Raw genomic sequence first — 24,919 nt, forward strand, 5'->3', positions numbered from 1 at the left:
ACCCCCTGGGGGAACCGGGAGGAGGCGACCGAACCGGCCACCCCCGTCCCTGAGAAGAAAACAGTCGGAGAGAGAATGGAGCGACCGACGAAATCGTCAGTCATTGCCGCTCTGCTCCAGATCCACGTTCAGGCCGAGCGATTTCAGTTCCTTGATGAGAACGTTGAAGCTCTCGGGAATGCCGGCCTCGAAATCGTCCTGCTCGCGCACAATCGCCTCGTAGACCTTGGTGCGGCCGGACACGTCGTCCGACTTCACCGTCAGCATTTCCTGCAAGGTGTAGGCCGCGCCGTAGGCTTCCAGCGCCCACACTTCCATCTCGCCGAACCGCTGGCCACCGAACTGCGCCTTGCCGCCCAGCGGCTGCTGGGTCACCAGCGAGTACGGACCGATCGAACGCGCATGGATCTTGTCGTCGACCAGGTGATGCAGCTTCAGCATGTAGATGTAGCCGACCGTGGTCTGGCGCTCGAACTGCTCGCCGGTGCGCCCGTCGATCAGCTGCGACTGGCCGGACTTGTTCACTCCGGCGCTTTCCAGCATCGCCTCGATGTCCGGGATCGACGCGCCGTCAAACACCGGTGTTGCGATCGGCACGCCCTTGCGCAGGTTGTTCGCCAGTTCGACCAGCTGCTCGTTCGGCAGATCGACGATCGCGTCGTCATACACCTTGTCGCCATAGACCGACTTCAAACGGCCCAGCAGCTCCTGCTTCTTTTCGCCGGTGCGCTGGTAGTCGTCGACCAGTTCGCCGATGCCACGGCCGATGTTGGCGCAGGCCCAACCCAGATGGGTCTCCAGGATCTGCCCGACATTCATGCGCGACGGCACGCCCAGCGGGTTCAGCACCAGGTCGACCGGCGTGCCGTCCTCAAGGAACGGCATGTCCTCGACCGGCACGACGCGCGAGACGACACCCTTGTTGCCGTGACGGCCGGCCATCTTGTCGCCCGGCTGCAGCTTGCGCTTCACCGCGACGAAGACCTTGACCATCTTCATCACGCCCGGCGGCAGTTCGTCGCCGCGCTGCAGCTTCTCGACCTTGCTTTCGAAGCGCGCCTGGATTCGGGCCACCGCCGCGTCGAACTCACGCCGCAGCACCTCCAGCTCGACCATCACCGCGTCGGAAGCGACGGTGATGTTGCGCCACGCGCCACGCGGATGCTCGGTCAGCACCTCCTCGGTGATCTCGGTGCCCGAGCGCAGCCCCTTGAAACCGGTTCCGGCGACCTGGCCGACCAGACGCTCGCGCAGGCGGTTGTAGAACGACCGCTCCTGAATCGCGCGCTCGTCGTCGCGATCCTTGGCCAGACGCTCGATTTCCGCGCGCTCGATCGCCATCGCGCGCTCGTCCTTGTCGACGCCGCGACGCGAGAAGACGCGCACGTCCACAATGGTGCCCGTGGTGCCGGGCGGCAGCTTCAGCGAGGTATCGCGGACGTCGGACGCCTTTTCACCGAAGATCGCGCGCAGCAGCTTCTCTTCCGGCGTCATCGGGCTTTCGCCCTTCGGCGTCACCTTGCCGACCAGAATGTCGCCGGGGTTCACCTCGGCGCCGACATAGACGATGCCCGCCTCGTCGAGGTTGCGCAGCGCTTCCTCGCCGACATTGGGGATGTCGCGGGTGATTTCTTCCTGGCCCAGCTTGGTGTCGCGGGCCATGACCTCGAATTCCTCGATATGGATCGAGGTAAAGACGTCATCGCGCGCGATGCGCTCGGAAATCAGGATCGAATCTTCGAAATTGTACCCGTTCCACGGCATGAACGCGACCAGCACGTTCCGACCCAGGGCCAGTTCGCCCAGCTCGGTCGACGGACCGTCGGCGATGATGTCGCCACCGCGCACCCGGTCGCCCACGCGCACCAGCGGACGCTGGTTGATGCAGGTCGACTGGTTGGAGCGCATGTACTTGCGCAGCCGGTAGATATCGACACCCTGGGTCGCCCCGGCATCGTCGGTCGCGCGGACCACGATGCGCGCGCCGTCGATCTGGTCGATGATGCCGCCGCGACGCGCCACGATGGTGGCGCCGGAGTCATGAGCGACCGCGGCCTCCATGCCCGTGCCGACCAGCGGCGCGTCCGAACGCACCAGCGGCACCGCCTGACGCTGCATGTTCGAGCCCATCAGCGCGCGGTTGGCGTCATCGTTCTCGAGGAACGGAATCAGCGCCGCGGCGACCGAGACAAGCTGCTTGGGCGACACGTCGCAGGCCGTGACCTCTTCCGGCTTGACCAGGCGGAAGTCACCGCCGCGCCGCACGGACACAAGCTCGTCCGTCAGCTTGCCTTCGACGTCCTGCCGGGCGTCGGCCTGGGCGACGATCAGCTTTTCCTCTTCCATCGCGGACAGGTATTTCCACCCGTCCTGCAGGACGCCGTCGCGCACCAGGCGATACGGGGTCTCGATGAAGCCGTACTTGTTGACCTTCGCGTAGGTCGCCAGCGAGTTGATCAGGCCGATGTTCGGGCCTTCCGGCGTTTCGATCGGGCAGATGCGGCCGTAATGGGTCGGATGGACGTCGCGAACCTCGAAGCCCGCGCGCTCGCGCGTCAGGCCGCCCGGCCCGAGAGCCGAAAGACGGCGCTTGTGCGTGACCTCGGACAGCGGGTTGGTCTGGTCCATGAACTGGCTGAGCTGCGACGAGCCGAAGAACTCGCGCACCGCGGCGGCCGCCGGCTTCGCGTTGATCAGGTCGTGCGGCATCACGGTGTCGATATCGACCGAGCCCATGCGCTCGCGAATCGCACGCTCCATGCGCAGCAGGCCGACGCGATACTGGTTTTCCATCAGTTCGCCGACCGAACGGACGCGCCGGTTGCCCAGATTGTCGATGTCGTCGATCGTGCCGCGGCCGTCCTTCAGCTCGCACATGATCTTGACGGTGCGCAGGATGTCTTCCTTGCGCAGGACGCGGACGGTGTCCGGCGCATCCAGGCCCAGGCGCATGTTCATCTTCACGCGGCCGACGGCGGACAGATCGTAGCGGTCGGCGTCGAAGAACAGGCCCGAGAACATCGCCTCGGCCGTCTCGGGGGTCGGCGGCTCGCCGGGACGCATGACGCGATAGATGTCGGTCAGCGCATCGTCGCGCGTCGTGTTCTTGTCGACCGTCAGCGTGTTGCGGATCCACGGACCATTGGAGGCGTCGACGGCCAGCGTCGGCAGACGGTCGAGACCGGCTTCCTCCAGGGCTTCGAGACGCGCCTCGGTCAGTTCCTCGCCGGCTTCGGCATAGATCTCGCCGGTGTCCTGGTTGACCAGGTCATAGGCGACATAGCGGCCGATCAGGCCGGCGGCGCCAACCAGCACGTCCTTGGTCTTCTCCGCGATCTTGCGGACCATCCGCGCCGTCAGCTTGGCGTCGGCCTCGGCCACCACCTCGCCGCTTTCGGCGTCGATCAGCGGTTCCAGCAGCTTCAGGCCACGGAACGACTCGGCATCGAAGGGACGCGCCCAGCCCTTGGACGTCTTCACGAAGACGACCTTGCCGTAGAAATAGTTCAGGATCTCGTCGGCATCCATGCCCTGGATGTCCAGCGAATCCACATCGCCGCCCTCGGCGACCTTGGCGGCGCGCGCGGCGGCCGAGGCCTCGCCTTCCAGGGCGTACAACAGCGTCGTCACCGGCAGCTTACGCTTGCGGTCGATGCGGACGTAGATCAGGTCCTTGCTGTCGAATTCGAAATCGAGCCACGAGCCGCGATAGGGGATGACGCGGGCGGCGAACAGGAACTTGCCCGACGAATGGGTCTTGCCCTTGTCGTGGTCGAAAAACACGCCCGGGCTGCGGTGCATCTGGCTGACGATGACGCGCTCGGTCCCGTTGATGATGAAGGTGCCGTTGTCGGTCATGAGCGGCATGTCGCCCATGTAGACCGGCTGTTCCTTGATGTCGCGGATCGAGCGCGAACCCGTATCCTCGTCCACGTCCCAGACGATCAGACGCAGCACCACCTTCAGCGGGGCCGCGAAGGTCAGGCCGCGCTGGATGCATTCCTCGACGTCGTATTTCGGTTCCTCGAGTTCGTAGTTGACGAACTCGAGCCGGCCACGGCCGGCGAAGTCATTGATCGGGAAAACCGAACGGAACACTTCCTGCAGGCCGGTCTGCGTCCGGCTGTCGGCGGACACGTTCATCTGCAGGAACGCCTCGTAGCTGGCGCGCTGCACATCGATCAGATTGGGCATCGGAGCGATTTCGGGTATCCGCCCGAAGCTCTTGCGGATGCGCTTGCGTCCCGTGAACGATTTCGTAATCGCGTTCATCGTCTATCCTGCCCCCATCCCCAACGGCCCCAAATCCCCGCGCCCTGCGGCAAACGCCGCGGCGATCGGAAACGGGCCATCAAATACCGCCTTGTGCGGTCGCCGGCCGGCAGCGGCCCGCGACCTGCCCACCCCAAAGGATAGGCCCTCTACCGCCAAAGGCGCCCGAGACCTCGCGGTCAGGGCGCCAGAACGGCCAAGGGGGCGGGAACCATCAGGTGTCCCGCCCTCGCTCGGTTAGATCAGGAGCGGCGACCCACAAGGGGCCGCCGGCAACCCGGCAGATTACTTCACTTCGACGGATGCGCCGTTCTCTTCAAGAACCTTCTTGATCTTCTCGGCTTCGTCCTTCGTCACGCCTTCTTTCACGGTCTTCGGCGCGCCTTCGACCAGATCCTTGGCTTCCTTCAGGCCCAGGCCGGTGATGGTGCGGATTTCCTTGATGACGTTGATCTTCTTGTCACCGGCCTTCGCGAGGACGACGGTGAATTCGGTCTGCTCTTCCACCGGAGCGGCGGCAGCGGCCGGCGCGGCGGCAACGGCAACCGGAGCGGCGGCGGAAACGCCCCACTTCTCTTCGAGCAGCTTGGAGAGCTCGGCGGCCTCGAGAACGGTGAGGGCGGACAGCTCGTCAACGAGTTTGGTCAGATCGGCCATGATTCGGTCTTCCTAATGTATACACTGATTGGCGCAACACAATCCCGATTTCACGAGACTGTGCGAATTTCATCGCCCCGCGCATGCGGGGCGCATATGGCTCAGGCAGCCTCGTCCTTCTTGGCGTAGGCCCCGAAAACCCGCGCAAGCTGTCCGGCCGGCGCCTGGAGGACACCCGCGATGCGCGTGGCCGGCGTGGAGATAAGCCCCACCAGCTGCGCCCGGAGCGTATCCAGGGACGGCAGCTCGGCCAGCGCCTTGACCCCATCCACATTCAGTGTCTGGGTTCCGAGCGCTCCACCGAGCAAGACAAGCTTTTCGTTGGTCTTGGCGAACTCGACAAGCACCTTGGCCACCGCCACAGGATCCGCCGACCACGATAATGCGGTCGGCCCCTTCAGCAGCGGCGAGATGCCTTCGAATCGGGTCCCTGCCAGGGCGAGGTTGGCCAGCCGGTTCTTCGCGACCTTGTAAGTCGCTCCAGCCGCGCGCACACGCCGCCGCAATTCCGTCGCATCAGCCACCGTCAGCCCGTCATTGCGGGTGACAACGACCATGGACGTATCGGCGAACACGGCCGCGAGGGAGGCAACAAACTCCCGCTTCTCCGTACGGTCCAATTCCCGTCTCCGTCGTAGCCCGCCAGACATGGCCTGGCAGGCCGGGTTTACCCAAGGAAGGCACGGCCACTGGGGCCGCCCCTCCGGTTCGCCTGTCCTGTGCAACGGAACAACCAGTGCGGGCGGATGATCCGCCCAAATCCGGCAATCCCCGTCTTCCGTGTGCGGCCCCCGCGGGGGCCATCAAGGCATGCGCCACATCCGGTCATGGACAGGTTCGGAAGAGCGAAGCGCCGTCCCTGAAATAGGAACGCCGCCCCGCCTCCTGTCCGCCGCACCCCGAAGGACGCGGCGTCATCTCTGGCGCGATCAGCCCGCCGAGAAGGCGGACACGTCGACGCGAATACCAGACCCCATCGTCGAGGACAGGGCGGCCTTGCGCAGGTAGGTGCCCTTGGCGCCCGACGGCTTGGCCTTCTGCACGGCATCCACGAACGCGCGGATGTTCTCGGCCAGCTTGTCGCCGTCGAAGGACGCCTTGCCGATGCCGGCATGGATGATGCCGGCCTTTTCGGCGCGGTACTCGACCTGACCGGACTTGGCCGCCGTCACGGCGCCCTTGACGTCCATGGTCACGGTGCCGAGCTTGGGGTTCGGCATCAGGCCGCGCGGGCCCAGGATCTTACCCAGGCGACCGACCAGGGCCATCATGTCCGGGGTCGCGATGCAGCGATCGAACGCGATTTCGCCGGCCTGCACCTTTTCGGCCAGGTCATCGGCGCCAACGACGTCGGCACCGGCGGCCAGAGCCTCCTCGGCCTTCGCGCCGCGGGCGAACACGCCGACGCGCAGCGTCTTGCCCGTGCCGTTCGGCAGGGACAGCAGGCCACGGACCATCTGGTCGGCATGGCGCGGGTCGATGCCCAGGTTCAGCGAGATCTCGATCGTCTCGTCGAACTTGGCGGTCGCGCCCTGCTTCACCAGGCCGATGGCCTCGTCCAGGCCGTACTGCTTGTTCGGATCAATCGTGGCGCGCACGGCCGCCAGACGCTTGTTCTTCGCCATGGAATCAGCCCTCCACCACCGTAAGGCCCATCGCCCGGGCCGAGCCGATCAGCATACGCACGGCCCCGTCCAGATCGTTGGCATTCATGTCCTGCTTCTTCTGTTCCGCGATCTCGCGCAGCTGCGCCATCGTGACGCTGCCGACGGCCGCGGACTTGCCCACGGTCGAGCTGCCCTTCTTGATGTTGGCAGCCTTCATGAGGAAGTAGGTGTTCGGCGGGGTCTTCGTGATGAACGTGAAGGTCCGGTCGGCGAACGCGGTGATGACCACCGGGATCGGCATGCCGGGTTCCAGACCCTGGGTCTTGGCGTTGAACTCCTTGCAGAACTGCATGATGTTCAGGCCGCGCTGACCCAGCGCCGGGCCGACCGGCGGGGACGGATTCGCCTTGCCGGCGGGAATTTGCAACTTGATGTAGCCAACGATCTTCTTGGCCATATCCGGGTCTCCTGACTGTTTCACCCGGACCGCGGTTCAGGCGGCCGCCCGCCGCCCGGGGGCAACGGCAGCGGTCTCCCGCGTTCCGTAGGAGGCGGGTCCCTAACCCTATTTGCCGGGCGGTGTCAACCCCGGGCCACGCAAGGCAGCTCCGGTCAGGTCGGACTGTTCCGGAATGGTGCCGGCCGCGATGCCGCCGACCGTTTTCGGCGTCCGCAACCCGTCATATTGCAGCGGCGCGAACGGCATGATCGACTTCGAATCCGGCAGCTGGCTGCGCGACCAGCCACCGCCCAGCGCGCGGATCAGGGTCACGTTGGCCTGCAGGCGCCGGGTTTCCACCTGAACCTCGGAAATCCGGGCGGTCAGGGCGGCGATCTGCGCCACCACCACGTCCAGGTAATTGGTCAGCCCGCCCGTATAAAGTGTCATGGTCATGTTCTGGGTGCGCAGGGCGGCCTTCACGGCGTCTTCCTGCTGCTGCTGCTCGACCCGCAGGTGTCCGGTCAGGCTCAGCCCGTCCTCGACATCCTGGAAGGCCGACAGGACGGTGCTGCGATAATTATCCTCGGCCTGGCGGTACTGCGACCACGTCCGTTGCAGTTCCGCCCGGCGCAGGCCACCCTGGAACAGGGGCATCACCGCCTGGGCGGCGTAGGTGTACATGCTGTTGGACAGGTCGGCGAGCGAGAAGCCGTTATCCATGAACCCGGTCGTGGCGCTGAAGGTCACGTGCGGGTAGAACGCCGCCCGCGACACGCCGATCGCCCGATTGGCCTGCGCCATCTCCCGCTCGGCCCCCGCGACGTCGGGCCGCCGCTCCAGCAGGGTCGAGGGCACGCCGGCCGGTATGGCGATTTCCGGGAAATTCAGGGCGGCCACCGGTTCGATATGGAAGACCGATGGCGAGACGTTCACCAGCACGGCGATCGCATGCTCCATCACCGCGCGCCGGGCCTGCAGGTCGGTGTCCTGCGCCTGGGTGGCATAAAGCTGGTTCTGTGCCCGGGCAACGTCCAGCCCGGCCGCAATCGCCCCGGCCTGGCGCAGGTGCGTGATCTGTACCGCCAGTTCGTACGTGCGGATCGAGTCGCGATAGACCGTGTCCTGCGCATCCAGCCCGCGCAACGCCAGGTAATCGCTGGCAAGCTCGGCATCCAGGCTGAGCCGCATCAGCGCGTATTCCGCGGCGCGTTGCTGCGCCAGCTGCCGCCGCATGCGCACCTGGTTGCGGATCGACGACCAGAAATCCGGCTCCCACGAGGCCGTGCCGCCATATTGTTCGGACGACATGTAGATCGGGCCGGTCGAGCCGGCGCCACGCCACAGGCGATGGGCCGATCCCTTGTTGTTGCTCATGGATGCCTGGCCGGCGACCTGCGGATACAGGCCGGCCCGGGCCTCGGCCGCCATGTCGCGGGCCTGGGTGAATGTCTCGGCCGCCACCTGAAGGTCGGGATTGGCGCGATTCGCCTGCTCTTCCAGCCGGTTCAGCACCGGGTCGTTGAATGCGGTCCACCAGTCGCCGCGCAGCGCGGCATCCTGGGGCGCCGCGAAACGCATGATGCCGTCGCCCTTCCAATCGTCGGGGAACAGCAGGTGCGTCGGGTGATAGGCCGGCGCCATGTCGCACGACGCCAGGCTGCTCAGCAACGCCAGGGCGCAGACGCGCAGCCCCGCGCGGCGAGCCCCCGTTCGACGGGCGGGACGCCGGGCGGGGACGCGGGAAAGGGCGGAGCTGGTCATTGCGGCGCCCCGGCCTCCTCCGACCCGCCTTCACCGGTAGGCATGGCCCGCGCGTCGTCGTTCTGGGCGGGAGGATGCGCCGCGTCCGTGGGCGCGCTGTAGCCGGGCGTCGGGTCCACCACCTTGACCTCCTGCCCTTCCAGCAGCCCGGCGGAGGGGTTGTTCACGATCCTGTCCGTCGCCTTCAGGCCGCCGCGGATCTGCACGCGGGTGCCCAGGTTGGTACCGACGACGACGTTGCGCAGGCGGATGCGGTTATGCTCGTCCACCAGCGCCACCTGCATGCCCTGACCGCGGAAGATCAGCGCGCCTTCCGGCACGATCAGGATCGACGGGTCGCCCGGCGCGCGGAAATGGACGGTGGCATAGGAATCGGGCCAGAGCTCGCGCTGGTCGTTGTCCACCGTCAGTTCGGTGGTGACGGTGCGGGTGCTGAGATTGAAGGCGCTGGCGGTGGCCAGGAACTGCGCCTTGAAGACGCGGCCGGGATATTGCGGAACCGTCAGGTCCGCCGTCAGCTTCGGGCTGATGATGTCGGCGTAATCCTGCGGCACCGAGACGAAGATGCGCATCCGATGCACGTCGGCCACGCTGAACAGTTCGGTGGCGTTACCACGCGACGACACGTCGCCTCCGCCCGCGTTCACATAGTCGCCGACATCGGCCAGACGCGAGGTCACCACGCCGTCGAACGGCGCCACGATCTGCTTGAAGCCGATCAGCGCGGCATAGCGCGAGACCTGGTGCCGGGCGGCTTCGACCTGCGCCTGCTCGGCCTCGGCGTTGGCGGTCTGGACGTCCACTTCCTGCTGCGACACCGCCTGGGTCCCTTGCAGGGCCTTCCAGCGGCGCGCGGTGATCTGCGCCAGCTTGTAGCGCGCCATGGCCACGTCGAAATTGGCCTTGGACGCCGCGTACTGCGCATCCACCCCCGGTGTGTCGATGGTGGCCAGCACGTCGCCGGCCTTCACTACCGCGCCGATATCCTTGTACCACATGTGCACATAGCCCGAGACCTGGGCATAGATCGGCGCCTGGTACCAGGCCGAGATATTGCCCGGCAGGTCCAGCGTCCGGACGCTGGGCCCATGGCTGGGCGAGACCAGTTGCACGCGTGGAATCGCGGCATCTGCGGTGTCGCGCCGCAGGGCTGCGACATGCAGCCGCCGCTCCAGGATCCCGCCGCCGACGACGAGCACCAGAATGGCGACGCCAACCCCGGCCAGGAGCTTCCCGCGCCCCGATATTCCGCGCCCGCGGGCCTGTCCTACGCCGCTCATGCACGTTCTCCTTCGGCGGTTCGGTGTTTTCGGGAATGCAGCAGGGCAAAGACGCAGGGCACGAACAGCAGCGTCGCGACCGTCGCGACCGCCAGGCCACCCATCACGGCGCGGCCGAGCGGCGCGTTCTGCGAATTGCTGAGGGACATCGGCAGCATGCCGATGATCATCGCCGACGCCGTCATCAGCACCGGCCGGATGCGTTCGTATCCCGCCTCGATCGCGGCGCGAATGGCGTCGCCATGCACGTCCATCCGTTCACGGGCGAAGGATACGACCAGGATCGAGTTCGCGGTCGCCGTGCCCATGCACATGATGGCCCCGGTCAGCGCCGGCACCGACAGCGTGGTGTGCGTGACGAACAATGCCCAGGCGATGCCCGCCAGCGCGCCCGGCAGGGCGGTGATGATGATGAACGGGTCCAGCCAGGACTGAAAATTCACGACGATGATCAGGTAGACCAGCAGCACCGACATCGCCAGGCCCAGGCCGAGCTGCAGGTAGGCGCTGTTCATCGTCACCGCCTGGCCGCGCACCACCAGGGTGGCGCCCCGGGGCAGGTCGTGGCGGGCCGCGTCAACCACGCGGTTGACCTCGCGCGAGACGGTGCCCAGGTCCAGCCCCTCGTTGGCCGCATAGATGTTGAAGACGGGCATGATGTTGTAGTGCGCCACCTCGCCCGGCGTGCCGGTCTGCACGATGTCGCTGAGGCCGCCCAGGATCTGAGGCGTGGTGCCGCGCGGGTTGCCGTCGCCCCGATCGATGGGAATCGTCTCCAGGTCGTTCATCGTCTGCAGAAATTGCAGCGGCGTCTGGATATCGACCAGATGCGACACCCCGGTCGCCGGGTCCAGCCAGTAGGTGGGCGCGACCTGGCCGCTGCCCGACAGGGTGGCCAGCGCATTGTTCGCGATGTCGGACTCGGTCAGGCCGGTGCCCAGCGCGTAGGTGCGCCGTGCGTTCACCCGCAGGGTCGGCGTGTTCATCGGTTCCTGCACCGTGACGTCGGCGATGCCGGTCACATGGCGCAGCCGCGCCGCCAGATGCTGGGCGAAGGCGAAATTATCCACCAGGTTACGGCCGGATATCTGCACGTCGATCGGCGAGGGAAGACCGAAATTCAGGATCTTCGCCGTCAGATCGGCGGGCATGAAGGTGATTTCGGTTCCCGGAAAATGCTCGGCCAGCCCGCGCCGCAGGATGCCGCGATACTCGGCGACCGGCGCCTCGTCATTCTTCAGCGTCACCGTCAGGTCGCAATCCTGCGTGCCGACGGTGGGCGTGGGAATGAAGGCCTGGTTCAGGCCGCTGAAGGGCAGGCCGCAATTGGATACGATGTCATCGACCTGCCCCGGCAACAGGCGCGAGATATCCTGGTTGACCAGCATCGAGATCTTGCCGGCCTCGTTCAGCTTGGTGCCGAGGCGCGCGCGCATATGGATGGCCAGCGTGTTCGAATTGATCTCGGGGAAGAAATCCTGCCCCACGAAGAAGACCAGCCCCATCGAGGCGACCGCACAGGCCAGGAACACCGGAATGAAGCGCCCGCGCGTCGCCACCAGATGCGTCAGCAGGTCGCGATAGCCGTTGCGGAAGGCGGTGAAACGCCGCTCGAACCCCTGCTGGAAGCGACCGAAGAACCCGCGCGGCCGGTCGGCCGCATGCGCGTCGGCATGGGCGGCCACCTGGGCGGCCAGCATGTATTTCGCCATCGTCGGCACCAGGGTCCGCGACAGGATGAAGGAGGCGATCATGGCGAAGATGATCGCCTCGGCCATCGGCATGAACAGCCAGCCGGCCACGCCGGTCAGCTGGAACAGCGGCATCCACACGATACAGATGCATAGCGTCGAAACGAAGGTCGGGATAACGATCTGGTTCGCCGCGTCGATGATCGCGGTTTCCAGGTCCTTTTCCATTTCCAGATGCGCGTCGATATTCTCAATCATGACGGTGGCGTCATCGACCAGAATACCGACCGCCAGCGCCAGGCCGCCCAGGGTCATGACGTTGATGGTCTGCCCGGCCCAGCCCAGCCCGATGACCGAGCACAGCATCGCCAGCGGAATCGACGTCGCGATGATCACCGTCGAGCGCCAGGACCCCAGGAACAGCAGCACCACCAGGCTGGTCAGCAGGGCGGCCGTGCCCATTTCCTGCACCACGTCGCGCACGGCCTCCTTCACGAAGGTCGAGGCATCGTTCAGGACCCGGATCTGCACCCCGGGCGGCAGGGTCTGGACAATCGACGGCAGCAGCGCCTTGACCCCGCTGACCACCGACAGCGTCGAGGCGTCGCCACTTTTCATGACGACGATCAGCACGGCCTGGTGTCCCTTGACCAGCACCATGTTGGTCTGCGGCGGCCCGCCCGCATGCACCCAGGCGACGTCGCGCAGATATACGACCGAATTGCCGTCCTGCTTGACCGGGATGCCGTTGAACGCATCGATTTCGCGCGGGGTCGCGTTCGTCTGCACCATGAAGTCGAAGGCGCCGATCTGCTGGTCGCCGGCGGGCAGGACGATGTTCTGCCGCCCCAGGGCCGCGCCGACGTCGGTGGCGGACAACCCGTGGGCCAGCAGCTTGGCCTGGTCGAGATCGACCATGATATTGCCCGGCTGGCCGCCGTACGGGTTGGGGATGGCCGCGCCCGCCACCGAAACCAGCGCCGGGCGGATCAGGTTGGACGACATGTCGTAGATCTGCGACGCCGTCATCGAATCCGACGAGACCTGGAGCGTGAGCACGGGCACCGAGGACGCATTGTAGGTCAGCACCAGCGGCGGCGTCATGCCGGCCGGCATCTGCTTGATGACCGTCTGCGAAACCGAGGTGATCTGCGTCTGCGCGACCGCGGTGTCCGTGCCGGGCTGGAAGAACACCTTGACGATGCCGCGCCCGTAATAGGACTGGCTTTCGATATGCTCGATATTGTTGACCGTGGCGGTCAGCGCGCGCTCGTAATAATAGATCACGCGGCCCGACATGTCCTCGGGCATGAGGCCGGTATAGCCCCATACGATCGCGACAACCGGAATCTTGATGCTGGGGAAGACGTCGGTCGGCGTCTGGACGATGGACCGGACGCCGAAGACCACGATCAGGATCGAAAGGACGACGAAGGTGTAAGGCCGCTTGAGGGCGGTGACGACGATGGAATTCATGCGCGCGACGAACCGTCACGCGTGCAGGCGCCCCCCGATACCCCGGTGCGTATCGGGACCGGACCCGGCTGTCCGCGTGTGTGCATCATCGATCTCCCCCGCGTCTTCGGCAGCCTCGTTATCACGCCCCCGCGACAAGCCAATGAAATTTCCATTTAGAAACCGCCCCCGGGAACGCGGCGGTGGTGCGCCCGCTGGCCCCTGCCCGCCGGATCAGGCCGCGGTGGGCGTCGTTTGTGGGGCCGACGGAAAGACAACCCCGAACAGCGCGCCAGGGCGGATATCCTGCTTCCTGGTCTCCGATATCGTCAGGGTCGCATTGTGCAGGCGCAGGATGGCCGAGACAAGACTGAGGCCCAGGCCGCTGCCGGGCACATGCCGGCTCTTGTCCGAACGATAGAACCGGTTGAGCACCGCCTGGCGTTCCTCGGGGATGATGCCGATGCCGGTATCCGCGACCTCCAGCCGCGCGCCGTCGCCGTGCCGCACCGTCCCCAACGTGACTTCGCCCCCCGGATCGGTAAATTTGATGGCGTTGTCGATAAGGTTGGCCACAACCTCGATCAGCAGGTCCCGATCGCCATAGACCGGAACAGGCCCGACCGAGGGCAGAAGGTCGAGGCGGATCTGCTTGGCCTCGGCAATCGGTTCGTACAGGTCGACGATATCGGCCGCGATCTCGTTCAGATCCACGACCGCGAAACCGACGCGGCGGCGGGCATTCTCGATCTCCCCGATTCTCAGCAGGGCTGTTATGATCGAGAAGCATTGGTCGAGATCGTCGATCGCCCGCCCGACGACCAGACGCAGATCGTCGGCCGACAGCGCGCCGCCCTGTGCGCGGTCCAGCCGCGCACGCACCCGCGCCAGCGGTGTACGCAGGTCATGCGCGATATCGTTCCCGACGTCGCGGATTTCATCCATCAGATGTTCCAGCCGGTCGAGCATGCGGTTCACGCTGCCGGCCAGGCGCTGCATCTCGTCACGCCCGCGCCCCGACGGCAGGCGTTCGTGCATGTCGCCTTCCATGATGCGGTCGATCGCCTCATGCATCACCGTGACCCGCGCCAGCGCCCGATGGCTGAGCACGATGCCGCTCATCAGTGCGAAGAGCACCGTCGGCACGATCGACACCACCAGCGAGTGCCGCATCATCAGCCGCAATTCGTCCAGCATGTGCAGCCCGCGCGCCAGCACCAGAATGCGCCCGCCGCTGACCGGAATGGCCAGGATGCGCAGGACATAAGGGGCGTCCTCGGTCGGCCAGACCGTCAGCTCGTGCACCCGCCCGTCGGAGTACAGCCCTTTCGGCCAGACGCGCAGGTCGCCGGCGACATAGCGATGCGACATGTCGAACAGCCCGGCCTCGTTGATCACGACGCGCAGGTCGTCGGTCGCGCGTTCGCGGATCTTGTGCTCCAGGTCCTGCGCGGTTTCACGCGACAGCAGGTCGGCCTCGCGGTGCAGCAGGGCGTCCGAACGCCGGAATTCGAACGTCTTGGCCTGGCTGTAGCCAAGCGCGAATTGCAGCGCCGCCGTGCCGATCATGGCCGCGACCACCGCCAGCGTCAGGCGGAAGGTCGCGGTCCGGAAGACTTCACTCAGAAGCACGCAGCATGAACCCCGTACCGCGGATGCTCTGGATCAGCTGCGGGCCGCCGGGCTCGTCGATCTTGCGGCGCAGCTTGCCGATGTGCACGTCCACCAGGTTGGTCTGCGGGATGAAGCGGTAATTCCACACATCCTCCAGCAGCATGTTGCGCGTCAGCACCTGGTTCGGCCGGCGCATGAGATATTCCAGCAGCCGGAATTCGCGCGGCAGCAGGTCTATTTCCACCCCGTCGCGGGTCACCGTGCGTTCGATCAGGTCCATGGTCAGCGGGCCGACGCGCAGCATCGTCTCGCGCGTATTGTTCGGCCGGCGCATCAGCGCCTCCAGCCGGGCGGCCAGTTCCTCCATCGCGAAGGGCTTGGTCAGGTAGTCGTCGCCGCCGGCCTTCAGCCCGCTGACCCGGTCGTCGACGGCCGACAGGGCCGACAGGACCAGCACAGGGGTGGCGATCTGCCGGCCGCGCAAGGTTTCGATCAGGGTCAGGCCGTCCATCTCTGGCAGCATGCGATCGACGATCATGACGTCGAATCCGCCCGCCACGCCGATGGACAGGCCGTCCGGCCCGGTCGCCGCGTGCTGGACGCGAAAGCCGCGGCTTTCCAGCTCCTCGGCGACTTCCTGCGCGATCTTGCCGTCATCCTCCACAAGCAAAACGCGGGGTCCGGCCGCCTTGCCGCCCGCCTCCGTCTCGACGTCGTCCTGATCTGACCTGGAAGAAGCATTCATGGTCCGCACAGACATGGCCTCACCCCCTGTCCTCCGCCATTAAATTCCGTTTCACCGCCCCGGCGCGTCATCCCCTGCCCCGCCCAGAGGCAGGTCGACAGGATCGTCCGGGGCCGGCCCGGCCGATCCGGCGCCCTCCGCTACCGCCTCGATGCCGTCCAGGCCGCGCAGTTGCCGGGCCACCATCCGCGTCCTGTACCGGGCCTCGTCGATCGACGAGGACATGGTCGATGCGTTGCGCGCCAGCTTTTCCAGCACGCCGTCCATCTTGATCATCTCCTGCCGGGTCGCGCCCAGCAGGCGGGCGATGCCGTCGGTGCGCTCCTCCAGCGCCAGGGTAACATACCCCAGATGGATCGTCCGCAGCAGGGCCGGCAGCAGCCCCGGCCCCATGACGATCACCCGGCAGCTCCGCCCGATTTCATCCAGCAGCCCGGGGCTGCGCGCCACCTCGGCATACAGGCCGTCGGTGGGCAGATACAGCACGGCGAATTCCACCGTCACGGGCGGGACGATGTATTTCGACGCGATCTTCCGCGCCTCGATCCGCAGGGTGGTGTCCAGCGCACGGCGGGCGGCGCGCTCGGCCTGCGGGTCCACCCGCTCCACGGCGTCCAGCAGGCGTTCGTACGCCTCGGTCGGGAATTTCGAATCGATGGCCAGAAGCGGCGGCGTCGTCGCCTTGACCGGCATGCGCACCGCAAATTCCACCACTTCCGCGCTGCCCTCGCGCAGGCGGCAGTTGGACAGGTAGGCCCCCGCCGGCAGCACGTCGTCCAAGATGGCGCGCAACTGCGCCTCGCCCCAGCCGCCGCGCGTCTTGACGTTGGAAAACAGGCGCTTGAGGTCGCCGAGCTGCGCCGTCATTGCCGTGACCTCGCCCATCGCCTTCTGCATCGCGCCGAACTGTTCCAGCACCCGCTGGAACGAGGTTTGCATCTGGCGCTCCACGGCCTCGTGCAGGCGTTCGTCGACGGCGGCGCGGATCGCCTCGGTCTGGCGGGCGCTGGCCTCGGCCATGTCGCGCAGGGCTTCGGCCTGGCCGACCCGGGCCTCGGCCAGTTCGCGGCCGACCGATTGCGCGATGGCGCCCAGCCGGTCCGCCGTCTCCATCCGTCCCTGCTCCAGCCGCGAGGCCAGCATGCGCTCGATGTCCGTCAGGCGCCCGCGCAGGGCCTCGGCGTCGGCCATGCGGGCGGCGCCCTCACGTTCCAGCATGACGTACATCCGCGCCAGCAGGTCGGCCTCGCCGTCCCCCCGGCCGCCGTCCCCGCAACGACGGAACAGCAGGGCCGCGGACAGTACCACGACGGCGAGCAGGACCAGCAGCCCCAGTTGCAGTCCGGCCGCCCCGGATCCGAACGCCTCCGGCATCACCTTCCCCCTTTTATCCCGCAGGTGTGATCCACCGTCCGTCCATGGCGCGGATATCGGGCGGGTAAACTCCGCCCCCGGCACTTTGGCAACCCGCCGCGTGATGCTATGGACGTCGGATACGCGCCGCGTAACGGCCGAACGGCACGAGCGGGCCACCGCCCCGCCCCCTGCCGACCGGGGCGGGACGACAGGACCGCCCCAGGGGAAAGACATCGCCATGCACCTGTCCAGCACGCCGGACAAGGCCCCGACGCCCCTGTATCGCAGCCTGTATGTCCAGGTGATCGTCGGCGTGGTGGCCGGAATCCTGCTGGGCCATTTCTGGCCCGCGACGGGCGCGCAGATGAAGCCGCTGGGCGACGGGTTCATCCGGCTGGTCAAGATGGTGATCTCACCGGTCATCTTCCTGACCGTGGTGACGGGCGTCGCAGGCCTGTCGGACCTGGGCAAGGCCGGGCGGCTGGCCGGCAAGGCTATGCTGTATTTCCTGGCCTTCTCCACCCTGGCGCTGGTGGTGGGGATGCTCGTGGCCAACATCGTCCGTCCGGGGGCCGGCCTGCATGTCGATCCGGCATCGCTGGACAGCCACGCGGTGGCCGATTACGCGGCGAAGGCCCACGATCATTCCTTCAGCGTGTTCGTGCTGCATATCATCCCCGATACCACCGTCAGCGCCTTCACCTCGGGCGAGATCCTGCAGGTACTGCTGATCGCCATCCTGTTCAGCATCAGCCTGTCGCGCATGGGCGCGCGGGGCCAGGCGGTGCTGGACCTGTTCCGCCAGTTGACCGAACTGGTATTCGGCGTCGTCCGGCTGGTGATGCTGGCCGCCCCGATCGGGGCCTTCGGTGCCATGGCGTTCACCATCGGGCGGTTCGGCATCGGCTCGGTGATCAACCTGGCCCTGCTGGTGGGCACGTTCTACGCGACGTCGGCGCTGTTCGTGCTGGTGATCCTCGGCACGGTCGCGCGCTACAACGGGTTCCGCATCCTGCCGTTGCTGGTCTATCTGCGCGAGGAACTGCTGATCGTGCTGGGCACCAGCTCGTCGGAATCGGCACTGCCGACCCTGATGTCGAAGCTGGAGGCCGCCGGATGCGCCCCCTCCGTCGTGGGGCTGGTCGTGCCGATGGGATATTCCTTCAACCTGGACGGCACCAACATCTACATGTCGCTCGCGGCCCTGTTCATCGCGCAGGCGACGGGGGTGCACCTGGGGCTGGGGCAGCAGGTCGCCCTGCTGCTGGTGGCGATGATCAGTTCCAAGGGCGCGGCGGGCGTGACCGGCGCGGGCTTCATCACCCTGGCGGCGACGCTGGCCGTGGTGCCCGACGTGCCGGTCAGCGGCATGGCGCTGATCCTGGGGGTGGATCGTTTCATGTCCGAATGCCGGTCGCTGACGAACATCGTGGGCAATGCTGTCGCCGCCATCGTCCTGGCCCGCTGGGAAAACGAACTGGACGCGCCGAGGCTGGCGCACGCGCTGGCGGGCCACCCCGACGCGCCCCCGGCGCTCTCCGGCCCCGTCATCCCCCCGGCCAAGGCCGACACAACGCGGTCGACACAGGCCGCATCCGTCTGATACCCGGAACGAAATCGCCCCATCCCGCGCGCCAGGGTGCCTTCCGACCAACGCGGGGCGCCTCATCGGCGCATGCCCCAGACGGACCGCATCCATGGATTCAGCCCCGACGCCCAGTCTCTCTGTCCCCAGTCTCTCTGTCCCCAGTCTCTCCGAACCCCCTGCCATGACGACGGCCCAGCGCCTGCGCGGCATCGTGGCGGGATCGTCGGGCAATCTGATCGAATATTACGACTGGTACGTCTATTCGGCGTTTTCGCTCTATTTTGCCCGGGCCTTCTTCCCCAAGGGCGACATGACGGCGCAGTTGCTCAATACCGCCGCGATCTTCGCCGTGGGCTTCCTGATGCGGCCGATCGGCGGGTGGCTGATGGGCATCCTGGCCGACCGCTACGGCCGGCGCACGGCGTTGAGCGTCTCCATCCTGGCGATGTGCGCGGGATCGGCGATGATCGTCGTCTGCCCGGGCTATGACCGGATCGGGGTCGCCGCCCCGATCGTCCTGGTCGTGGCGCGGCTGATCCAGGGGGTCAGCCTGGGCGGTGAATATGGCGCCAGCGCCACCTATCTGTCCGAAGTCGCACCGGCGGCCCATCGCGGATTCTATTCCAGCTTCCAGTACGTGACGCTGGTCATGGGGCAGTTGCTGGCGCTGGTCGTGCTTCTGATCATGCAGTTCGCCCTGCTGACGCCGGCCCAGATCAGCGACTGGGGCTGGCGCGTGCCGTTCGGCATCGGCGCCCTGCTGTCGGTATCAGTGTTCTGGTTCCGCCGATCGATGCATGAAAGCGCACAATTCACCCGCGCCCGCGCGTCCGGCGAAAAAGGCGGCCTGAAAATTCTGTCGCGCTACCGGCGCGAGATCCTGACGGTCTGCGGCCTGACCCTGGGCGGCACGGTGTCGTTCTACACTTATACGATCTACATGCAGAAATACCTGGTCAACACGGTGGGCCTGTCGCGCGAGCAATCGACCCTAGTGTCCGCAACGGCGCTGCTGGTCTTCGCGCTGGCGCAACCGGCGTTCGGCGCGCTGTCCGACCGGGTGGGACGACGGGGGTTGCTGATTGCGTTCGGGGTGCTGGGCACGTTCGGCACGGTACCGCTGATGCATACGCTGTCCGCCGCCCACGGCATCCTGCCGGCCTTCGCGCTGGTCACGCTGGCGCTGATGGCGGTGTCGACGTACACCTCGATCAACGCGGTGGTGAAGGCCGAACAGTTTCCCACCCGCGTCCGCGCGCTGGGCGTCGCCTTTCCCTATGCGCTGACCGTCTCGCTGTTCGGGGGAACGGCCGAATATATCGCGCTCTGGTGCAAGCAGGCGGGGCACGAGGACTGGTTCTACTGGTACGTGTCGGCCTGCGCGCTGTGTTCGCTGCTGACGGCCCTGTTCGTGCTGGACAGCCGCACACGGATCGAGGCAGAAGGCCCGCCCTGAGCCGGACGAAGGGAAGGTTTCCGGACGTGAGCATTTCCCCCACCGGCGTCCTGATCGCCATCCTGCCTTGCAACGACCTCGACGCGTCCGAAGCCTTTTACGGGCGGCTGGGCTTCGTCCGTTCGGATGCCGGTTCCGCGTCGTCCTCGCAACCCGACAGCTATCGCATGCTGTCGAACGGTGGCGGCGGGTTCCTGCATCTGACCCAGGCGGTGGAAGGCTGGCTGGTTCCCGGCAGCAATCCGTTCGGCCTGTATCTTCAGACCGAAGATGTCGATGAAATCTGCGCCGCCTTCCAGGGCGAACTGATCGGGACCGGACCCGAGGACAAGCCTTGGGGGATGTATGAGTTCGCCCTTTCGGACCCGGACGGAACGCTGGTCCGGATCGGCTGGCCCACACGCCGTCATCCGCGCTGAAATCCTGGCCCGCCGTGCCATTTGACTATAACGTTATATCAAACCGGTCCGGATATCCGCCTGCATGCCCAATTCCGCGCTTCCTACAGGCCCGACCATAGCGCTTCTCTGCCTTCTCCTCGCCTTTCTCAGCGGCATCGTCCGCCGGTATCACCCAGAACCCGCCTTGCACCTGCTCAGTCTGGGCACCCTTGTCGGCGGCATCGGCCTGCCCCTGCTGATCATGCGCCCCCCGGTTCCGACCCTTCTGGCCATCACGGTCGGAAACAGCCTTGTCCTGCTGGCGCTCGCGCTGTTCTGGCAATCGGTCATGCGGCTGTACGGCCATCGGCTGTCCCCCTGGGCGCTGGCGGCGCCGCCCCTGCTGTGGCTGGCGTTGTGCACGACCGCGTCCTTTCGCCGGTCGTTCGACCTGCGCGTCGAAACCGCGATGGTGCTGGTCGGCCTGCTGGTCGCCCTTCCGCTTCGCCAGTTGCTGCGGGTGCCCCGCGAAACGAAGTCGCATCAGGCGCTTATCGTTGTCGGCAGCTTTCATGTCGCCTGCTGCGGCATCCGTGGCGCCCTGACGGCTTTCCCGCAACTGACCGGCTGGCAATCTGTCGCGACCACGATCATCCCGTTCGAAATGATGTCGTACGTCCTCCTGTGGCCTGGTCTCATGCTGACGCTGGTGGCCGAACGCGCGGTCCTTCAGGCGCGGGCCATGGCGCTTCAGGACGACATGACGGGCGTGATGAACCGGCGGGGCTTCTGGCAGGCCGCCGAAACCCTGCCGCGACGCGGCCTGCTGCTGTTCGACATCGATCATTTCAAACACATCAACGATACATACGGACATGCATCCGGCGATGTCGTCATCCGGCATTTCAGCCGCATCGCCACGGCCACGCTCGGCAAGGATGCGATCTTCGGCCGGATCGGCGGCGAGGAATTCGCCGCCGCCTTCAGCGGCCTTTCGGCCGGGGCCCTGCACCTTCATGGCGAACAGGTGCGTCTGGCCTTCGCCGAGGCGTCGCGGGCCCGCCATATCGAGGCAACCGTCAGCGTCGGCCTCGCCGCCCCGACCACCCTCGACCTGCCGCTGGGCGACCAGATGGCGATTGCCGATTGGGCCCTCTACCGGGCCAAACGCATGGGCCGCAACCGCGTGGAGGGGCCCCCCGCGGACGGTCCCGCCGTTCCTCCCGCGGCCCGGGCCGGCGCGGGATAGGACGGCCGGCGCACCCTACTGCACCAGGCGCCGCAGCACGCCAGGCAGGAAGACCGAGAACGGATTGACATGCAGCGCGGGCTCGTTCATCGCGCCGCTGACCACGAAGGTCGCTGCCAGCAGCCCACCGCCCTTTTCGGGACTGAGCAGCCGCCCGACGCCGGGCATGTGCCCGGGGATGGCATTGACCGCGAAGGCCGGCACGATCGTGCCCTTCAGGTCCAGCCGCCCGCGATCCAGGTCCACTGCCCCCTGCAGCGTGACGCCCAGCGATGCGTTGCCGGCCAGACCGTCGTGGATGGACAGGGTGCCGTCGCGGAACGTCAGCGGCAGCGACACCCGGTCGACCAGGAAGCCCGGCGCGCGCGGCGCCTGCATCCAGCCATAGATCGAAGCATTGTTCGCCAGCCGCACCGCGTCGGGCGCCTTGCGCATCATGATGGGGTCCATCGTCAGGATGCCGGAAAACGGCGCGGAGGGCTGGCGGTCGTCGAACACCCCCTGCAGGGTCGTCCGGCCGCCGCTGAACTGCCCCGTCAGGCCGATCCGGTGCAGGATCTGGCCCAGATCCTGCACACTGGCCCACAGATGCCGGCCATCGGTCTCGGGCGTCAGGATCGCCGTGGCCGGCGACGGGCCGGCCATCGAGAAACGCATCCGCATCAGCCGAACGCCGTTATCCTCCAGATACGCCCGGACGCCCTGAAGGGCGGCGTCGCGACTGTAATAGAGTGTGCCGGCTTCGGCATCGATCACCCAGCGACGGCCCGGCGGCCCATGGACCCGCCCCGACGCGGCCTCGGGCATGTGATAGCTGGCGGGGGGCGCCGCGCCCTTCGATGCCGCCGGGTCGGACGCCAGCAACGGCGACAGGTCGAGCACCGGGGCATGGATGGCGACCCGAATCGGGTCGCGCGCTCCGGCGGGAATGCCCACGGTGGCGTCGCCCCGCGACCGGCCGACGCGGAATCCCCGCAGCACCAGGCGGCTGGCCTGCCCGTCGGTCACGTTCGCCCGCCCATCGACCGACAGCTCCGGCCCCGTCGCATGTATGGCTTCGACCGACGAAAGCCGCGCGCGGTCGAGGCCCAGCCGCACCGACGCATGCGCGGCCTGCCCCCGCGCCTTGCGCCACACCGGAATGGTCAGGGCGGCGTCGTCCAGGTTCAGGTTCAGGTCGATCCGTCCGTCGCCGCCGGGGAACCGGTCGTACGCGACGTCCAGATCGGCGCTGCCCTCGAAACGCTGCCCGAAGGTCAGGCCGGTGCGGGCCGCGTCATCGGGCGTGATATGGGCCCGCACCCGCGCGCTTTCGGTCGTGCGGACCTCAGGCCCGGTCCGGAAATCCATGCTGTAGGAAATCGTCGCAGGCACCCCGCCCAGCCGCCCGCCCCCACGCAGGGTCAACCCCTCGGTCGTGGCGTCGATGGCCAGCCGCCCGTCATCCAGCCCGCGCCCCAGCACCACCTTGCCCAGATGGACGCGGGTGATGTCGGCATGGGTGTCCAGCTTGATATCGGCCACCTTGACATGGGCCGTCAGAGGCAGGGCCAGATGCAGGCTGATCCGGGCCTGTCCCGACGGCTGGCTGAAGCCCAGCGGATGGCGCGACAGCAGATGCAGGCGCGGTTCGGCCAGCAGGGCCAGCACGTCGCGGGCGTTGCCGCGCAGCGTGGTGGAGATATCGCCCATCTGGTCCTTCAGCAGCAGCCCGTCGATGCGCATGCGTCCAGGCCCGACCTCGACCCGCCCGGTGCCGGTCGCATCCACGTTGCGGCCGGTGCGATCCACCAGCTGGACCCCATGGTCGAAGGCGATCGACAGCGAGTCCGGCCCGTCGAAGACCAGGCTGGCGTCAAGCCCATGCATCGGCGCGATCGGCCGTAGCCAATGCACGTCCAGCCCCGATCCGTTGACGCCGCCGCCCAGCGAAACCAGGTGGATCCCGTGCCAGCCCGTGCGCCCTTGCAGCCCGACCGAGATATGCAGGTCGGACGCCGTGCCGCGCGTGATGTTGCGCGTCACCCACAGCCGCGCGCCCTTCGCCGCCCCGGCCGGCCAGTAATTGCCCATGGTGGCGAAATCGAGCGATGGAATGCCGGCCGAAAGCGTGATCCGCACCGGCCCCGTACCGGTCAGCGACGCCGCGTCCAGCACGCCGCCGGCCCGCAGCACCGGGCCGCTGGCCGGCAGGTCCGGATGGTCCGGCGCGCGCAATTGCGCCACCAGTTCATCGAGACGGACCGTAGCCGCTCCGGCCAGCGGTCCGGCAGGCGACGGGGCGAATGTGGCCGACACCTTCGCGTGGCCGCTGTCCAGCAGCAGATACCCGCCCTGGCCGCTGTCGATGCGACCGGCCCCGGCGTCGAGACGCAGGTCCGCCGTGCCGGGACGCATCGCAAGGCCCGGCCCGTCGGCGCGCAGATGCACCGTTCCGTCCAGGCCAAGCGGCACGTCGATCGCCGACAGCGCCGGCGCGAAAGCCGCGAACGCAGACAAGGTGACGGGCGTCGCCGAAACGCGCCAGCCGATGCCGCCGGCATCGCGCCGTCCCTCGGCCCGCACCACGGCGGGGGCGCCCGCCTTTGGCCCCGACATTCCCACGGACGCCCGGCCGGTCAGGCCCAGATGGCCCGCCATCCATTCCGTCCGCAGATCGGCCGCGATGCCGTACAGCCGCCAGCTCTCCGCCGTCCGGGCATCCGCCAGCGTGACCACACCGTCCGCGATCTCGAGGCGCCGGATCCGTCCCAGGTCCACCGGCAGGTCGTCCCCTCGGTCATCCGGCGGCGTGGCCTCCCCCAGATCCAGCGCGATCGACCCGTCCGCCCGCCGCCGCAACGCCAGACGAACCGAGGACAGATCAATGGCCAGCGGCGCGACCCGCCCATGAACCAGCGGCGCGCCGGCCAGGACCACATGCGCGGCCCCGATCCGGTCGGCCACGGCCCCGTCGGCCCGCAGCAGGCGCAGTCCGTCGGCCGAAATATCGACCGGCGCGGCCAGCCCCCGATGCAGAACGTCCCACCCGATTCGCACCCGTGCCATATCCAGCCGGGCCGCTGCCGGACGCCCCACGCCGCCAGGCACGACCGTCGCCGGCAGCGCCAGCCGGGCCAGCGGCGTGACATCCATCGGCCCCATGGACAGGCGCAGCCCCAGGGCGACAAGCCCCACGACCGGCACGGCGACCGCCCCCGCCACCATCGGCAGGACGCGCCGGCGCCGGCGCGGCGTTCCGCCCCCCTTGTCCCCGCCATCGCGGGTGGGGGCGCCTTGACCCGACGTCGCCATGCCGTTCACGGTGCGCACCCGCACGCGGCCCACGCCGTTCCAGCCCCACCGGCCGCCACGCCCCCAGCCAAG

The 24,919-nt window shown here is 67.4% G+C and carries 16 protein-coding genes; 4 read left to right on the plus strand and 12 right to left on the minus strand.

Annotated elements, in window-relative coordinates; translation table 11 throughout:
- Positions 1-96 precede the first annotated feature (96 nt).
- From rpoB to HLH34_RS08455, 11 genes are all read right to left on the minus strand, one after another.
- A complete protein-coding gene (gene rpoB / locus HLH34_RS08405) occupies positions 97-4,272 on the minus strand; it encodes a DNA-directed RNA polymerase subunit beta (protein ID WP_183119129.1) in 4,176 nt (1,391 codons plus the stop codon).
- A 285-nt stretch (positions 4,273-4,557) separates the two neighbouring features.
- Positions 4,558-4,929, minus strand: a complete 372-nt coding sequence (rplL, locus tag HLH34_RS08410; RefSeq protein ID WP_183119130.1) for a 50S ribosomal protein L7/L12 — start codon at positions 4,927-4,929, stop codon at positions 4,558-4,560.
- Positions 4,930-5,030: 101 nt separating this feature from the next.
- Positions 5,031-5,549: a 50S ribosomal protein L10 gene (rplJ, locus tag HLH34_RS08415; protein ID WP_183119131.1), complete on the minus strand. Its 519-nt coding sequence runs from the start codon at positions 5,547-5,549 to the stop codon at positions 5,031-5,033.
- Positions 5,550-5,858: 309 nt separating this feature from the next.
- Positions 5,859-6,554: a 50S ribosomal protein L1 gene (gene rplA, locus HLH34_RS08420; protein ID WP_183119132.1), complete on the minus strand. Its 696-nt coding sequence runs from the start codon at positions 6,552-6,554 to the stop codon at positions 5,859-5,861.
- Between the two features lie 4 nt (positions 6,555-6,558).
- Complete coding sequence (rplK, locus tag HLH34_RS08425; protein WP_182942119.1) at positions 6,559-6,993, minus strand: 50S ribosomal protein L11; 435 nt, start codon at positions 6,991-6,993, stop codon at positions 6,559-6,561.
- A 108-nt stretch (positions 6,994-7,101) separates the two neighbouring features.
- Positions 7,102-8,739: an efflux transporter outer membrane subunit gene (locus HLH34_RS08430; protein WP_183119133.1), complete on the minus strand. Its 1,638-nt coding sequence runs from the start codon at positions 8,737-8,739 to the stop codon at positions 7,102-7,104.
- Entirely contained in the window at positions 8,736-10,019 is a 1,284-nt protein-coding gene (locus HLH34_RS08435) for an efflux RND transporter periplasmic adaptor subunit (RefSeq protein ID WP_183119134.1), read from the minus strand. Before HLH34_RS08435 ends, HLH34_RS08430 begins: the two co-directional genes overlap by 4 nt.
- Positions 10,016-13,186, minus strand: a complete 3,171-nt coding sequence (locus HLH34_RS08440; protein ID WP_183119135.1) for an efflux RND transporter permease subunit — start codon at positions 13,184-13,186, stop codon at positions 10,016-10,018. Before HLH34_RS08440 ends, HLH34_RS08435 begins: the two co-directional genes overlap by 4 nt.
- 213 nt (positions 13,187-13,399) lie before the next feature.
- Positions 13,400-14,797, minus strand: a complete 1,398-nt coding sequence (locus tag HLH34_RS08445; RefSeq protein ID WP_183119136.1) for a sensor histidine kinase — start codon at positions 14,795-14,797, stop codon at positions 13,400-13,402.
- Complete coding sequence (locus HLH34_RS08450; protein WP_183119322.1) at positions 14,784-15,524, minus strand: response regulator transcription factor; 741 nt, start codon at positions 15,522-15,524, stop codon at positions 14,784-14,786. Before HLH34_RS08450 ends, HLH34_RS08445 begins: the two co-directional genes overlap by 14 nt.
- Positions 15,525-15,575: 51 nt before the next feature.
- Positions 15,576-16,898, minus strand: a complete 1,323-nt coding sequence (locus tag HLH34_RS08455) for a DNA recombination protein RmuC (protein ID WP_183119137.1) — start codon at positions 16,896-16,898, stop codon at positions 15,576-15,578.
- A gap of 220 nt (positions 16,899-17,118) precedes the next feature.
- Here HLH34_RS08455 and HLH34_RS08460 point away from each other — a divergent pair, with 220 nt between their 5' ends.
- From HLH34_RS08460 to HLH34_RS08475, 4 genes are all read left to right on the plus strand, one after another.
- Positions 17,119-18,483: a dicarboxylate/amino acid:cation symporter gene (locus HLH34_RS08460; protein ID WP_183119323.1), complete on the plus strand. Its 1,365-nt coding sequence runs from the start codon at positions 17,119-17,121 to the stop codon at positions 18,481-18,483.
- 166 nt (positions 18,484-18,649) lie between these two features.
- Positions 18,650-19,924, plus strand: coding sequence for an MFS transporter (locus HLH34_RS08465; protein WP_183119138.1), 1,275 nt, complete (start codon positions 18,650-18,652; stop codon positions 19,922-19,924).
- Between the two features lie 26 nt (positions 19,925-19,950).
- Positions 19,951-20,343: a VOC family protein gene (locus HLH34_RS08470; protein ID WP_220792095.1), complete on the plus strand. Its 393-nt coding sequence runs from the start codon at positions 19,951-19,953 to the stop codon at positions 20,341-20,343.
- A 166-nt stretch (positions 20,344-20,509) separates the two neighbouring features.
- The gene (locus tag HLH34_RS08475) at positions 20,510-21,553 is read left to right on the plus strand and encodes a GGDEF domain-containing protein (protein ID WP_183119139.1); all 1,044 of its coding nucleotides are present in this window, start codon (positions 20,510-20,512) and stop codon (positions 21,551-21,553) included.
- Positions 21,554-21,568: 15 nt separating this feature from the next.
- Here the strand turns inward: HLH34_RS08475 and HLH34_RS19760 are convergent, their stop codons facing one another.
- Positions 21,569-24,871 (minus strand): AsmA-like C-terminal region-containing protein, encoded by a 3,303-nt coding sequence (locus HLH34_RS19760; protein WP_183119140.1) that lies wholly within the window; start codon positions 24,869-24,871, stop codon positions 21,569-21,571.
- Positions 24,872-24,919 lie beyond the last annotated feature (48 nt).

Origin of the sequence: Gluconacetobacter azotocaptans (assembly GCF_014174355.1) — a bacterium.
In the GTDB taxonomy this organism is placed as follows: Bacteria; Pseudomonadota; Alphaproteobacteria; order Acetobacterales; family Acetobacteraceae; genus Gluconacetobacter; species Gluconacetobacter azotocaptans.

Excerpts from the sequence above, each read along its gene's own strand:
- HLH34_RS08460 (WP_183119323.1), top strand. The coding sequence starts at position 17,119 with ATGCACCTGTCCAGCACGCCGGACAAGGCCCCGACGCCCCTGTATCGC.
- HLH34_RS08455 (WP_183119137.1), bottom strand. The coding sequence starts at position 16,898 with ATGCCGGAGGCGTTCGGATCCGGGGCGGCCGGACTGCAACTGGGGCTG.
- HLH34_RS08440 (WP_183119135.1), bottom strand. The coding sequence starts at position 13,186 with ATGAATTCCATCGTCGTCACCGCCCTCAAGCGGCCTTACACCTTCGTC.
- rplL (WP_183119130.1), bottom strand. The coding sequence starts at position 4,929 with ATGGCCGATCTGACCAAACTCGTTGACGAGCTGTCCGCCCTCACCGTT.
- rplA (WP_183119132.1), bottom strand. The coding sequence starts at position 6,554 with ATGGCGAAGAACAAGCGTCTGGCGGCCGTGCGCGCCACGATTGATCCG.
- HLH34_RS08450 (WP_183119322.1), bottom strand. The coding sequence starts at position 15,524 with ATGAATGCTTCTTCCAGGTCAGATCAGGACGACGTCGAGACGGAGGCG.
- HLH34_RS08465 (WP_183119138.1), top strand. The coding sequence starts at position 18,650 with ATGACGACGGCCCAGCGCCTGCGCGGCATCGTGGCGGGATCGTCGGGC.
- HLH34_RS08435 (WP_183119134.1), bottom strand. The coding sequence starts at position 10,019 with ATGAGCGGCGTAGGACAGGCCCGCGGGCGCGGAATATCGGGGCGCGGG.
- HLH34_RS08430 (WP_183119133.1), bottom strand. The coding sequence starts at position 8,739 with ATGACCAGCTCCGCCCTTTCCCGCGTCCCCGCCCGGCGTCCCGCCCGT.
- rpoB (WP_183119129.1), bottom strand. The coding sequence starts at position 4,272 with ATGAACGCGATTACGAAATCGTTCACGGGACGCAAGCGCATCCGCAAG.
- rplK (WP_182942119.1), bottom strand. The coding sequence starts at position 6,993 with ATGGCCAAGAAGATCGTTGGCTACATCAAGTTGCAAATTCCCGCCGGC.